The organism is Paraburkholderia sp. (assembly GCF_035501035.1).
GTDB lineage: Bacteria > Pseudomonadota > Gammaproteobacteria > Burkholderiales > Burkholderiaceae > Paraburkholderia.
Genome location: NZ_DATJWR010000205.1, coordinates 16,169 through 29,137 on the forward strand (window position 1 = coordinate 16,169; position 12,969 = coordinate 29,137).

12 protein-coding genes and 1 tRNA gene are annotated in these 12,969 nt (G+C 65.2%); 7 read left to right on the top strand and 6 right to left on the bottom strand.

What is annotated here, in order from left to right:
* Window positions 1–156 precede the first annotated feature (156 nt).
* A complete protein-coding gene (hemN, locus tag VMJ11_RS14625) occupies window positions 157–1,542 on the top strand; it encodes an oxygen-independent coproporphyrinogen III oxidase (RefSeq protein WP_325620109.1) in 1,386 nt (461 codons plus the stop codon).
* Window positions 1,543–1,666: 124 nt separating this feature from the next.
* A tRNA-Leu gene (locus tag VMJ11_RS14630) sits at window positions 1,667–1,751 on the top strand.
* A gap of 73 nt (window positions 1,752–1,824) precedes the next feature.
* Here VMJ11_RS14630 and poxB read toward each other — a convergent pair.
* Window positions 1,825–3,543 (bottom strand): ubiquinone-dependent pyruvate dehydrogenase, encoded by a 1,719-nt coding sequence (gene poxB / locus VMJ11_RS14635; protein WP_325620110.1) that lies wholly within the window; start codon window positions 3,541–3,543, stop codon window positions 1,825–1,827.
* Between the two features lie 358 nt (window positions 3,544–3,901).
* Here poxB and VMJ11_RS14640 point away from each other — a divergent pair, with 358 nt between their 5' ends.
* A complete protein-coding gene (locus tag VMJ11_RS14640; RefSeq protein ID WP_325620111.1) occupies window positions 3,902–4,609 on the top strand; it encodes a 16S rRNA pseudouridine(516) synthase in 708 nt (235 codons plus the stop codon).
* Between the two features lie 154 nt (window positions 4,610–4,763).
* Entirely contained in the window at window positions 4,764–4,952 is a 189-nt protein-coding gene (locus VMJ11_RS14645) for a hypothetical protein (protein WP_325620112.1), read from the top strand.
* 34 nt (window positions 4,953–4,986) lie between these two features.
* On the opposite strand, the gene VMJ11_RS14650 is transcribed toward VMJ11_RS14645, so the two are convergent.
* Window positions 4,987–6,048: an NAD-dependent epimerase/dehydratase family protein gene (locus VMJ11_RS14650; RefSeq protein ID WP_325620113.1), complete on the bottom strand. Its 1,062-nt coding sequence runs from the start codon at window positions 6,046–6,048 to the stop codon at window positions 4,987–4,989.
* A gap of 117 nt (window positions 6,049–6,165) precedes the next feature.
* On the opposite strand from VMJ11_RS14650, the gene VMJ11_RS14655 reads away from it, so the two are divergent.
* The 3 genes from VMJ11_RS14655 to VMJ11_RS14665 all read left to right on the top strand — a co-directional run bounded on the left by VMJ11_RS14655 (window position 6,166) and on the right by VMJ11_RS14665 (window position 9,206).
* Window positions 6,166–7,197 (top strand): CDP-6-deoxy-delta-3,4-glucoseen reductase, encoded by a 1,032-nt coding sequence (locus VMJ11_RS14655; RefSeq protein ID WP_325620114.1) that lies wholly within the window; start codon window positions 6,166–6,168, stop codon window positions 7,195–7,197.
* 344 nt (window positions 7,198–7,541) lie between these two features.
* Window positions 7,542–8,726: an acetylornithine transaminase gene (locus tag VMJ11_RS14660; RefSeq protein WP_325620115.1), complete on the top strand. Its 1,185-nt coding sequence runs from the start codon at window positions 7,542–7,544 to the stop codon at window positions 8,724–8,726.
* An 18-nt stretch (window positions 8,727–8,744) separates the two neighbouring features.
* On the top strand, window positions 8,745–9,206 hold the full coding sequence (locus tag VMJ11_RS14665; RefSeq protein ID WP_325620116.1) for a GNAT family acetyltransferase: 462 nt from the start codon (window positions 8,745–8,747) through the stop codon (window positions 9,204–9,206).
* A 108-nt stretch (window positions 9,207–9,314) separates the two neighbouring features.
* On the opposite strand, the gene VMJ11_RS14670 is transcribed toward VMJ11_RS14665, so the two are convergent.
* From VMJ11_RS14670 to VMJ11_RS14685, 4 genes are read right to left on the bottom strand one after another with little or no spacing between them, the layout of a single operon-like run.
* Window positions 9,315–10,031, bottom strand: coding sequence for an ABC transporter ATP-binding protein (locus tag VMJ11_RS14670; RefSeq protein WP_325620117.1), 717 nt, complete (start codon window positions 10,029–10,031; stop codon window positions 9,315–9,317).
* Window positions 10,031–10,807 carry an ABC transporter ATP-binding protein gene (locus tag VMJ11_RS14675; protein WP_325620118.1) on the bottom strand — a complete coding sequence of 259 codons (777 nt, stop codon included), beginning with the start codon at window positions 10,805–10,807 and terminating at the stop codon, window positions 10,031–10,033. Before VMJ11_RS14675 ends, VMJ11_RS14670 begins: the two co-directional genes overlap by 1 nt.
* 18 nt (window positions 10,808–10,825) lie before the next feature.
* Window positions 10,826–11,995, bottom strand: a complete 1,170-nt coding sequence (locus VMJ11_RS14680; protein ID WP_325620119.1) for an ABC transporter permease subunit — start codon at window positions 11,993–11,995, stop codon at window positions 10,826–10,828.
* Between the two features lie 16 nt (window positions 11,996–12,011).
* Window positions 12,012–12,962 carry a branched-chain amino acid ABC transporter permease gene (locus VMJ11_RS14685; protein WP_325620120.1) on the bottom strand — a complete coding sequence of 317 codons (951 nt, stop codon included), beginning with the start codon at window positions 12,960–12,962 and terminating at the stop codon, window positions 12,012–12,014.
* Window positions 12,963–12,969 lie beyond the last annotated feature (7 nt).

Sequence of the window (12,969 nt, forward strand, 5' to 3'; positions counted from 1 at the left end):
GCCATCGCCCGCATGCGACCTTTTTACACAATCGCTAGTTCCGACGCGCTCCTACACTTTGTCGGTCTGGTGCTGCAACGCTTGTCGCCTGTGCGCGGCCGTCCGCGGCACCGGGACGCCGCCTGCCAACGCGCCGACTTTCCACGAGACCCCTGCATGAGCGACGCCGACCTGCTCTTTCGCCCCGACCTGCTCGCCAAATACGGCGCCAACGGCCCGCGCTACACGTCCTACCCCACCGCCCTGCAGTTCCGCGACGACTTCGATCCCGCCGACTACTGCCGCGCCGCCACCGATCCCGGCGCCAGCGAAACCGATCTCTCGCTGTACTTCCACGTCCCGTTCTGCGATACCGTCTGCTTCTATTGCGGCTGCAACAAGATCGCGACAAAGAACCGCAACCGCGCGAAGCCGTATGTCGAGCAGATGATCCGCGAGCTGGAACTGCAGGCCACACTGTTCGATACGAAGCGCCCCGTTTCGCAACTGCACTGGGGCGGCGGCACGCCCAGCTTTCTGTCGCTCGACGAAATGAGCGCGCTCATGGCCGCAACGCGCGAACACTTCGCGCTGCTGCCCGGCGACGAAGGCGAATACTCGATCGAAATCGACCCGCGCGAGGCCTCGGCGCAGACCATCGCGCACCTGCGCGCGCTCGGCTTCAACCGGCTGAGCCTCGGCGTACAGGACTTCGATCCGGTCGTGCAACGTGCGGTCAACCGCGTGCAGCCGCTCGAACTGACTGTCGACGTCATGAACGCCGCGCGCGCGAACGGTTTCGAGTCGATCAGCGTCGATCTGATCTACGGCCTGCCGCACCAGAGCGTCAAAAGCTTTCGCCGCACGCTCGACACCATGCTGCTGCTCGCGCCCGATCGCATCTCGGTGTTCGGTTACGCGCACATGCCACATCTGTTCAAGATGCAGCGGCAGATGGACGCAAGCGCGTTGCCCACGCCGGCCACGCGACTCGCGCTGCTTCAGCTCGTGATCGAGCAGCTGACCGACGCGGGTTACGTGTACATCGGCATGGATCATTTCGCGCTGCCCACCGACGAACTCGCGCGCGCCCAGGCGCAACGCACGTTGCATCGCAACTTCCAGGGCTATAGCACGCGCGCTGACTGCGACCTGATCGGCTTCGGCGCCTCGTCGATAGGCAAGGTCGGCGATGTCTACGCGCAAAACGCGAAGGATCTGCCCGGGTACGGTGCGGCCATCGACGCGGGAACGCTCGCGATCACCCGGGGCGTGCGACTCACCGCCGACGACCGCCTGCGCCGCGACATCATCACCGAGCTCATGTGTAACCTGGAGCTGCGTTATGACGAGTTCGAAGCGGCCTATGGCGTGCGCTTCCCGGCGGCCTTTGCCGCCGAACTCGATCGGCTGGGCGAGTTCGAACGCGACGGCCTCGTTGCCCGCAGCACCAACCGGCTCGAGGTGCTGCCCGCCGGACGCATGTTCGTGCGCAACATCGCCATGGTGTTCGACCGCTATCTCGGCGCGCAGCAGCCCATGCGGTTTTCGCGCACGATTTGATGGGCTCCCCGGCTGTGGTTGCCTCCGCGGGCGACTTGCGTCATAATATCCGGCTACTTCGAGCGCCCTGCATGAGGGTGCCTGATGAAAGTAACTGATGGAAGTAGCTGAGCAAGTTCAAAACGCCTCGGTGGTGAAATTGGTAGACGCGCCGGACTCAAAATCCGGTTCCGAAAGGAGTGCCGGTTCGATTCCGGCCCGAGGCACCAAAGAATATTCCGGCAAGGTCCGGTGAAGTACAGAAACCCGCGACAGCACAAGGCTTCGCGGGTTTTTTCGCTTTCAGCGCAAGTTAGTCTGCGCCAGCTCCACCACCTCGTCTCCGCGCCCGCTCAACACGGCGCGCAGCATGTAGAGGCTGAACCCCTTCGCGTGTGCCCATTGCAGCTTCGGTGGCATCGCCAGTTCGTGCTTCGTCGTGACCACGTCGACGAGCGCCGGCCCCGCATGCGCAAACGCCTCACGCAGCGCATCGTCGAGCGCCTCCGATGTCTCCACGCGCACGCCGAAAAGCCCCGCGCCTTTCGCGATATCCGCGAAATTGGTGGGCGCGAGATCGGTGCCCGTTTCGACGTAGCCGGCCGCCTTCATCTCCATCGCGACAAAGCCAAGCGACCCATTGTTCAGGACTACGATCTTGATTGGCAAATCGAGCTGGCGCGTCGTGAGGATGTCGCCGAGCAGCATCGAAAGGCCGCCGTCGCCCGAGAGCGAGATCACCTGGCGCCCCGCGTGCGCCGCCTGCGCGCCGAGCGCCTGCGGCATCGCGTTGGCCATCGAGCCATGGTTGAACGAGCCGTGCAGCCGGCGCCGGCCGTTCATCGTCAGGTAGCGCGCGGCCCAGAGCGTGGGCGTGCCGACGTCGACTGCGAAGATCGCATCGTCCTCGGCGATCGCGTCGAGGCGCGACACCACGTATTGCGGATGCAGCGGCTTGCCCGCGGCCGCCGGAGTCGCAAGATCGTCGAGCCCCTTGCGCGCGTTCGCGTAGTGCTCGCGCGCGCGCTCGATGAAGCGCCGATCGGTCTTGCGCGTGAGCTTCGGCGCAAGCAAACGCAACGTCTCACGCACGTCGCCGATTAGACCGAGCGTGAGCGGCGCGCGCTTGCCGAGCGCGGCCGCGTCGCGGTCGATCTGCACGATGTTCGCGTGCTGCGGATAGAAGTTGCGATACGGGAAGTCCGTGCCGAGCATCACGAGCGTGTCGCACGACATCATCGCGTGATAGCCCGAGCTGAAGCCGATCAGCCCCGTCATGCCCACGTCGTACGGGTTATTCCATTCGACATACTGCTTGCCACGCAGCGCGTGCACGGTCGGCGCGCCGAGCGCATCCGCGAACGCCACCACTTCGTCGTGCGCGCCTTTGCAGCCGCTGCCACACAAGAGCGTCACCGCCTCGGAGCGGTTCAGCAGATCGGCGAGCCGGTCGAGATCGGCAGAGGAAGGCAGCGTCGCCGGCCGGGCCGCCTGCGCCCAGGCCGGCTCCTCGTCGGACGCTTCGAGAAGCGCGACGTCGCCAGGCAGCACGATCACGGCAACGCCCTTCTGGTCGATCGCCGTGCGCAGCGCCGTGTCGAGCACGCGCGGGAACTGCGAGGCGTTCGTCACCAGTTCGACGTAGTGGCTGCACTCGCGAAAGATCTCGGTTGGATGCGTCTCCTGGAAATAGCCGAGGCCGATCTCCGTCGACGGAATGTGCGCCGCGATCGCGAGCACCGGCGAACGGTTGCGATGGCAGTCGTAAAGACCGTTGATGAGATGCAGGTTGCCGGGCCCGCAGCTGCCGGCGCACACGGAGAGCCGGCCGGTTGCCGCGGCTTCGGCGCCCGCGGCGAAAGCCGCAACCTCCTCGTGCCTCGTATGCATCCAGCGGATCGTGCCGAGCTTGCGCAGGCTCGCCGACAGGCCGTTCAGGCTGTCGCCGGTCACCCCCCAGATGCGCTCGACGCCGACTGCCTCGAGCGTTTTCGCCAAATGATCCGCAATCGTCTTCGCCATGGTGTTCTCCAGGTGAGCCGTCGGGCGCAGCGCGTGCGTTGGGGTCGGGGCCTCGGGCCTGGCACTGCGCGAGAGGAAATGGGGATGGGCATCCGCAGGCGGGCCGTGCCTCGCACATCCGGCAATCTGGCCGGAACTGCCGATACTTCGCGCTACGTTACGCCTTCCTCCCGGAATGCGTAGTCGAGGCGTACGCGGCGGATCGGAGCAGGGGCGCACGGGGCGACGTCCGCGAACCGGCCGTCGGGCTGCGCGCCGCCCCCTGGAGGAAGCGTACTCAGCTGCGCGTCCCGGAGCACGCGTTCCTGGCTGCGCGTCCCCGCTACAATACCCCGCTCCACGCTGTTCGCCGTCCGTCATGAATCTCGAAAGCATTCTCTTCACGCAGGGTTTCGGCTCGCGCCGCCAGTGCCGCGCGATCATCACCGACGCGCGCGTCGCCATTGCGGGCGAGCCGTGCACCGACCCGCACGCCACGTTCGACACGGCAGGCCTCGTCTTCAGCGTGGACGGCACGCCGTGGCCGTTTCACGAGCGCGCCTACATTGCGCTCAACAAGCCCGCGGGCTACGAATGCTCGCGCGATCCGCAACATCATCTGAGCGTGTTTCATCTGCTGCCGCCGCAGTTCGCCGAGCGCAACGTGCAATGCGTCGGCCGCCTCGATCAGGATACGACCGGCCTCTTGCTGCTCTCCGACGACGGCCAGTTCGTCCACGCGTTCACGTCGCCCAGGCGCAAGGTGCCGAAGGTCTATGTGGCGACCACGCGCCATCCCCTCGACGACGCCCAATTGAAAGCCTTGCGCGAAGGCGTCCTGCTGCACGGCGAACGTGAGCCGAGCGCCGCTGTCGCGGCGACCGCGCGCGGGGAACACGAGCTCGAACTGACCGTGCTCGAAGGCAAATATCACCAGGTCAAACGGATGGTCGCGGCGGCGGGCAACCGTGTGGAGGCGCTGTATCGCGAGCGTATCGGCGGCTTTGCCCTGCCTGCGGGTCTGGCCCCGGGCGCCTGGCAGTGGCTCGACGCGGCCGCCCTCGACGCGCTGCGCAACAAGGGCTGAATCGCCACGTACGCCGCTCACGCGCATCCCCGCGCGAGCTCACGCTTGCGGCCCCGCAATCACGCGCCTTTTACGCCGCGCTGCAGCATGTCCTTGCTGACGTTCCGCCCTATACTCGTTTAAACAACGATTACAAGCTGCAAGGAGGGGCATCATGATCATCAACGGGACATTCGAATTCTCATTCGTGTTGATGGCATTCGTGGCGCTGGGCGCGGTTCTGATTGGTGGGCTGCTCGCGTCGATGCACAGACGGCATCGGTATCATCCGAACCTGATCGGGGCGCTCATTGGGGCGCTGTTCTGCTTCCTCCTGCTCGAAGCGCTGCCGGCCATCACGTGAACGGCACGCTTTGCGCCGCGCCGCCCACCCGACTTCATGGGTGCGGCGGCAGCGTGCGCAAGAACGCATCCACATCGGGATAACGCAAACGCACGCGCAGTTCGCGCTTGAGCCGCTTGTTCGCGAGCCGGCGCGACTCCCGCATGAACGAGAGCAAGACCGGATCGAGTGCCTGCTCGGCTTGCGCGCGGCTTACGCGCGGCGCGCGCGCGAGACCGAAGGCGTCGGCCACGCGGTCGAAATATTCGCCCATCTTCAGTTCGCTGTCGTCGCACGCGTGTATCGTGCGTGCGGGGCGGCCGTGGGTCGCGAGGCGCAGGAGGATGGTCGCGAGGTCGTCCGCGTGGATGTGGCTCGTGTAGACGTCGTCGCGCTCCACGAGCGCCGGCGTGCGCTTTTCCAGCCGCGCGAGCGGAAGCCGGTTTGCCGCATAGATGCCCGGAATGCGCGCAATCGTGGCGTTCAGCGCGCCGCGCGCCGTCGCGCGGCGCAGTAGCCGTTCGGCGCTGACGCGGCGTACCGCACGGGCGTTGGCGGGCTGCACCGCGCGAGTTTCGTCGATGCGCGCGCCGCCGCAATCGCCGTACACCCCCGTCGTGCTGGCATAGACGAGCGTCAGGTGCTTGCGCTGGGCGCGACGGAGGCGCCTGGTGCGCTCGGGTACAATAGCGCACGGTCCAAAGCATGCAACGCGGCCAGACGCGCGACGATAATTGGGACGCAATGCGGGACGCAAAGCAGGCGATGAGATGCCCGCCAACGCGGGGCGAGCCGCAGCACGCCGGCGCGCCGTGAGCGCCGCGATCAGCCGGCGCGTGCGCAGGTCGTCGTCACCGGACTTCTGTGGCGGAGCGAGATGCAGCACGGTGCTCGCCAGTCCGGCGAGCCGCGCGAGGCTCGCGCGTGCGTCGAGGTCGCCGCGTACCGGCACCGCGCCCGCGGCCCGCAGTGCCTGCTCGCGTTCCGGGCGGCGCATCAGTGCGAAAACGCGCGCGCGGTCCGGCCGCTCGCGCAACTGGGCGACGCAGCGCAGGCCGACGTCGCCGCAACCGACAATCAGGATGCGCGCACGGCGCAAGGTTCGTGTGGCAATCATGGTGGAACCATTTTAGCGGCCCGGGCCTCGCGGCGAAGGCCGGCATTGGAAAACCCGGGAACACGCCGCAGGCAACCGGATTCAACCCTCGGATTACAGACTTACGCTTCCCCGAACATGGCTTTCAACGTAACGCTCAAGCAAAGCGGCCGGCAATTCCAGGTCGAGCCCGACGAACCCATCCTCAACGCGGCGCTGCGCCAAGGCGTCGGCCTGCCGTATGGCTGCAAGAACGGCGCATGCGGCTCGTGCAAGGGCACGGTCTGCAGCGGCGAAGTCGAGCAGCGCGCTCACGCGGCCTCGGCGCTCTCCAACGACGAGAGAACGCGCGGCATGGCCCTCTTCTGCTGTGCGACGGCGCAGAGCGACCTCTCGATCGATATCCGCGAAGTCGCGGGGGTGGGCGACGTGCAGGTGCGCAAGCTGCCTACGCGCATCGCCGCCATCGAACGCAAGGCCGACGACGTCATCGTCCTGAAGCTGCAGTTGCCCGCCAACGAACGCCTGCAATACCTCGCCGGCCAGTACCTCGAATTCATCCTCAAGGACGGCACGCGCCGCTGCTACTCGATGGCAAGCGCGCCGCACGAGGAAGGCCCGCTCGAACTGCACATCCGCCATATGCCGGGCGGCAAGTTCACTGACCACGTCTTCACGCAGATGAAAGAGCGCGACATCCTGCGCTTCGAGGCGCCGCTCGGCACGTTCTTCCTGCGCGAGGATTCCGATAAGCCCATCGTGCTGCTCGCCTCGGGCACCGGCTTCGCGCCGCTCAAGGCGATCGTCGAGCACGCGGTCCACAAGAACCTGAACCGCCCTATGACGCTCTACTGGGGCGCGCGCCAGAAGAAAGACCTGTACCTGATGGATCTCGCCGCGCAATGGGCGAAGGACATTCCGAACTTCCGCTTCGTGCCCGTGCTCTCCGAGCCCGCCGCCGACGACAACTGGACCGGCCGCACGGGCTTCGTGCACCGCGCCGTGATCGAAGACCTGCCCGATCTCTCGGGCTACCAGGTCTACGCGTGCGGCGCGCCGGTGATGGTCGAATCGGCCCAGCGCGACTTCTCACAGCACCACGGCCTGCCCGAAGACGAGTTCTACGCGGACTCGTTCACGAGTGCCGCAGACCTCGCGAACGCCGTCTGAAGCACTCGCGAGCGCTTCGTTGCGCGCGCAATCCATGAACCTTCAGGGCAGCCGTCACGAAAAATTCTTCGGCTGCCCGCGCATTGACGGTTTACATCGCCGCTGCGCTTGTCGTATTCTTGCGCCCATGAACTGCATCTTGTCCGCCCTTCGACGTCGACGCTCGCCCCCCTTGTAGGGCCTGGCCTGGTCGCGGACGCGCGTTGCACACACGGGTTGAACCCGCAACGCACATGTAGTTCGAATCACGAAAGCCACGGCCTGTCCGTGGCTTTTTGTTTTTCCGCCGTGTTTTGCGGCTTCTATCCCACCCTTTTTGCAACCCCAGCGCGGAGCCCGTTGCCATGAATTTTTCCGAGTACCCGATCGAGTCGCTGATGTACATCACCAACCGGCCCGAAATCGTTTTCACGCATGGCAAGGGGTCGTGGCTCTACGACAACGAGGGCAAGCGATATCTGGACTTCATCCAGGGCTGGGCCGTCAACAGCCTCGGGCACTGCAACGAGGGCATGATCGAGGCGCTCGAAAAGCAGGCGCGCCTGCTCATCAACCCGTCGCCGGCCTTCTACAACGAGCCGATGGCGAAGCTCGCGGGTCTGCTCACCGAGCACAGCTGCTTCGACAAGGTGTTCTTCGCCAACAGCGGCGCCGAAGCCAACGAAGGCGCGATCAAGCTCGCGCGCAAGTGGGGCAAGAAGTTCCGCGACGGCGCCTACGAGATCATCACGTTCGACCACAGCTTCCACGGCCGCACGATCGCCACGATGTCGGCGAGCGGCAAAGCCGGCTGGGACACGATCTACGCGCCGCAGGTACCGGGCTTCCCGAAGGCCGACCTCAACGACATCGCCTCGGTTGAAAAGCTCATCAGCGCAAAGACCGTCGCCGTGATGCTCGAGCCGATCCAGGGCGAAGGCGGCGTGATTCCCGCCACACGCGAATTCATGCAGCAACTGCGCGCGCTCACGCAAAAGCACGGCATCCTGCTGATCGTCGACGAAGTGCAGAGCGGCTGCGGCCGCGCAGGCACGCTCTTCGCCTACGAACTCTCGGGCATCGAGCCGGACATCATGACGCTCGGCAAGGGCATCGGCGGCGGCGTGCCGCTCGCAGCGCTGCTCGCGAAAAAGGAGATCGCCGTGTTCGAAGCAGGCGATCAAGGCGGCACGTACAACGGCAATCCGCTGATGACCGCGGTGGGCTATTCGGTGATCTCGCAACTGGTCGCGCCGGGCTTCCTCGAAGGCGTGCGCGCGCGCGGCGAGTATCTGCGCGAAAAGCTGCTCGAGCTCTCGGCCGAGCGCGGCTTCGAGGGCGAACGCGGCGACGGGCTGCTACGCGCGCTGCTGCTCGGCAAGGACATCGGCACGCAGATCGTCGAGAAGGCTCGCCTCATGCAGCCGGACGGCCTGCTGCTCAACGCCGCGCGCCCGAACCTGCTGCGCTTCATGCCGGCGCTCAACGTGACGAACGAAGAGATCGACCAGATGATGGCGATGCTGCGCACCGTGCTCGACTCGCTGTAATCGAACGGAGCGCTCGCGATGTCCATCTCGATCCGTGTCTTCAGCGAAGCCGACACCGAAGCGGTAATCGCGCTCTGGCTGCAAGCGTTTCCCGAGTACAACGATCCGAGCCGGCCGCACCGCAATCCGCGCCTGTCGATCGCGAACAAGCTCGGCACGCAGCCTGAACTCTTCTTCGTCGCCACACGCGACGAAGACGGCGCGCTCGTCGGCACGGCAATGGCGGGTTACGACGGGCATCGCGGCTGGCTCTATTCGGTCGCGGTCATGCCGGATTCGCGGCGCCTTGGCGTCGGCACTCGGCTCGTGCGTCACGCGGAAAGCGCACTGGCTGCGATGGGCTGTCTGAAGCTCAACCTCCAGGTGCTCGCCGACAAGCCCGATGTGCTCGGCTTCTACGAGCGCCTCGGCTATCGAGCCGATGCCGTGGTGAGTCTCGGCAAGCGCCTCACTGCCAGGGAGTCCGAAGCGATCGCCTGACTCGCATAGCGACATGAAAAAAGCCGCATGGGTGCGAGACCCATGCGGCTTTTTTTTGCGCGGTCGCGAGAACCGCGCGAGGCGTGACCCGCCGACTCACTCACCCACTCATTCACCCAGGTACGCCGCGCGCACCTTCGGATCGTCGAGCATCAGTTTCGCCTCGCCTTCCATCGTCACGAGACCCGAGTCCATCACGTAGCCACGGTTGGCCGCCTGCAGCGCGAGACGCGCGTTCTGCTCAACGAGCAGCACCGTGATGCCTTCCGACGAGATCGTGCGCACCACCTCGAAGATCTTCTCGACCATGATCGGCGAGAGCCCCATCGAAGGCTCGTCGAGCAGCAGAAGCTTCGGCTTGCTGATGATCGCGCGCGCCATGGCCAGCATTTGCTGCTCGCCGCCCGAGAGCGTGCCCGCGAGCTGCGTGGCACGCTCCTTCAGGCGCGGGAAGAAGCCGAACATGCGCTCGACGTCCTTCTGGATGCCGTCCTTGTCGTTGCGCAGGTACGCGCCCATCTGCATGTTCTCGAGGATCGACATGCGCGCGAAGATGCCGCGGCCTTCCGGCACCATCGCGAGGCCGCGCTTCAGAAGCTCGAACGCCGGCACGCCCTTGATCGACTTGCCCATGTATTCGATGTCGCCTGCCGAGTACGGCTTCAGACCCGTGATCGCCTTCATGGTGGTCGTCTTGCCGGCGCCGTTCGCGCCGATCAGCGTGACGAGCTCGCCCGCGCGAACCTCCATGTCGACGCCCTTGACCGCCTGGATCCCGCCATAGTTGACCTGCAGGCCCTTGATTTTCAGAACCGGTGTAGACATCAGTGAACCCCCGCACCCAGATACGCCTCGATCACCTTCGGGTCCTTCTGCACGTCATGCGGCAGACCCTCTGCGATCACCTTGCCATAGTCGAGCACTGTCATCCGGTTGCACAGGCCCATCACCAGTTTCACGTCGTGCTCGATCAGCAGGATGGTCTTGCCATCGGCGCGGATCTTGTCGAGCAGGCGCGTGAGTTCCACCTTTTCGGTCGCGTTCATGCCGGCTGCCGGCTCGTCGAGCGCGAGCAGCTTCGGATCGGTCGCGAGCGCGCGCGCGATTTCCAGACGGCGCTGGTGGCCATACGAAAGATTGCGCGACGTGTAGTCCGCGTACTGCGCGATGCCCACGTATTCGAGCAGTTCGAGCGCGCGCTCCTTGATCTCGCGCTCTTCCTTGCGCTCAGCCGGCGTCTGGAACACGGCGCCCAAAAGGCCGTGCTTCGTGCGCACGTGACGGCCCACCATCACGTTCTCGAGCGCGGTCATGCCGCCAAAGAGGCGAATGTTCTGGAATGTGCGCGCAATGCCCGCCTTCGCCACCTGATAGACGGCGGTGGGCGTGTAGGCCTCGCCGTCGAGCTTGAATTCGCCCGAGTCGGGCGTGTAGAGACCGGTAATCACGTTGAAGAACGTGGTCTTGCCGGCGCCGTTCGGGCCGATCAGGCCGTAGATCGTGCCTTCCTCAATCTGCAGACCGACATCGGAGAGCGCCTGCAGGCCGCCGAAGCGTTTATTCACGCCCTTCACGGACAGGCGGATGGGTTTGTTGCTCATATTGGGTTCTCCGTGTCCTTATGCGCGCACCGGCTTCTTGCTGGCACGCTTGGCGATCTTCGCGATCTTGTCTTCGTGCTTCGCCGCGGGCCACAGGCCTTCCGAGCGGTAAAGCATGATGACGACCATTGCGAGGCCGTAGAGCAGCTGGCGAATGACTTCGGTATCGACGATCTCATGGCCGAACAGCGCATGCTGCAGCGGGCCCATCGTCGAGCGCAGGAATTCGGGGAAGATCGCGAGCAGCACCGCGCCGAGGATCACGCCCGGAATGTGGCCCATGCCGCCCAGCACCACGCAGGCGAGCACGACGACCGATTCCCAGAACGTGAACGATTCCGGCGAAACGAAGCCCTGGAACGCGCCGAACATCGCACCCGAAAGACCGCCAAACGAGGCGCCCATCGCGAAAGCGAGCAGCTTCACGTTCCGCGTGTTGATGCCCATGGCCTTCGCCGCGATTTCGTCTTCGCGGATCGCGGCCCAGGCGCGGCCGATGCGCGAGTGCTGCAGGCGCGTACACACCCAGATCACGAGCAGCGCGCAGATCACGAACACGTAGTAATACATATAGACCGACGTGAACGTGAAGCCGAACACCTCGTGCGGCTGCGCGAGGTTGAAGCCCGCGACCTGCAGCGGTGCCACGCCGGTGATGCCCTGCGGCCCGTTGGTGATGTTCAGCGGACGGTCGAGGTTGTTCATGAAGATACGAACGATTTCCCCGAAGCCCAGGGTCACGATCGCGAGGTAGTCGCCGCGCAGACGCAGTGTCGGCGCGCCGAGCAGCACGCCGAACAGCGCGGCGAGCGCCATCGCGCACGGCACCACGATCCAGTACGGCGTATGCATGCCGCCCGGGAACATGTTGGCGATCCACGCGAACTGCGTGGTGAGGTGCGGCGAAGTCAGCAGTGCGGCCGTGTAGGCGCCCACCGCGTAGAACGCGATATAGCCCAAATCCAGCAGGCCGGCGAAGCCCACCACCACATTCAGGCCCAACGCGAGCATCACGTACAGCATCGCGAAGTCGAGCACGCGCACCCAGTAGTTGCCGCCCGTGGCGCCGACCACGAAGGGCAGCGCGGCCACGACGATGGCCGTCACGATGCCCACCGCGAGGGTCTTCGTCGTGTTCTTTTCGGGGATGAGCGTCGTCGACGGCTCGATCGGTTGAATTGAAGTCATGTTGTGCTACTCCCTCTTATGCGCGGTCCGCGACACGTTCGCCCAGAAGCCCCGACGGACGGAACACGAGCACGACGATCAGCACGATGAATGCGAACACGTCCTGATAGTTACTGCCGAACACCCCGCCGGTCAGATTGCCGATGTAGCCCGCGCCGAGCTGCTCGATCAGGCCGAGCACCACGCCGCCGACCATCGCGCCGCCGAGGTTGCCGATACCACCCAGCACCGCAGCCGTGAAGGCCTTCATGCCGGGGATGAAACCCATGTAGAAGTGCGCGTTGCCGTATTCCGAAGCGATCATCACGCCGGCCAGCGCTGCGAGCGCCGAGCCGATCATGAAGGTGGCCGAGATCACGAAGTTCGGGTTCACGCCCATCAGGCTCGCGACGTTCGGGTTCTCGGCGATGGCGCGCATGGCGCGGCCGAGCTTGGTCTTGTGCACGAGGAGGAGCAGCCCCGCCATCACGAGGAACGCCACGACGATGATGACGATTTCGGTCGGCGAGATCACGGCGCCCACGCCGGTGTCAGACGGCTTGATGACGTTGATCGGATCGGTCGAGATGAGCTGGGGGAACGCCAGCGGATTGCGGCCCCAGATGATCATGGCGAGCGTCTGCAGCAGGATCGACACCCCGATCGCGGTGATCAGCGGCGCGAGACGCGGGGCGCGGCGCAGCGGTCGGTACGCGACCTTTTCGATCGTGTACCCGACCAGTGCGCAGACGACTGCGGCGATCACCAGTGCAATGCACAGCGTGGGAACGTGCCCGAGGCCCGGGAAATGATTCTGCAGCACAGTGATCGCGGAGAGCGCGACCATGGCGCCTACCATGAGCACGTCGCCGTGCGCGAAGTTGATGATGCCCAGAATCCCGTACACCATGGTGTAGCCCAGTGCGATGATGGCGTAGATGCTGCCAAGCACCAGCCCATTCAGGATCTGCTGGATGAAAATATCCATTTAATGC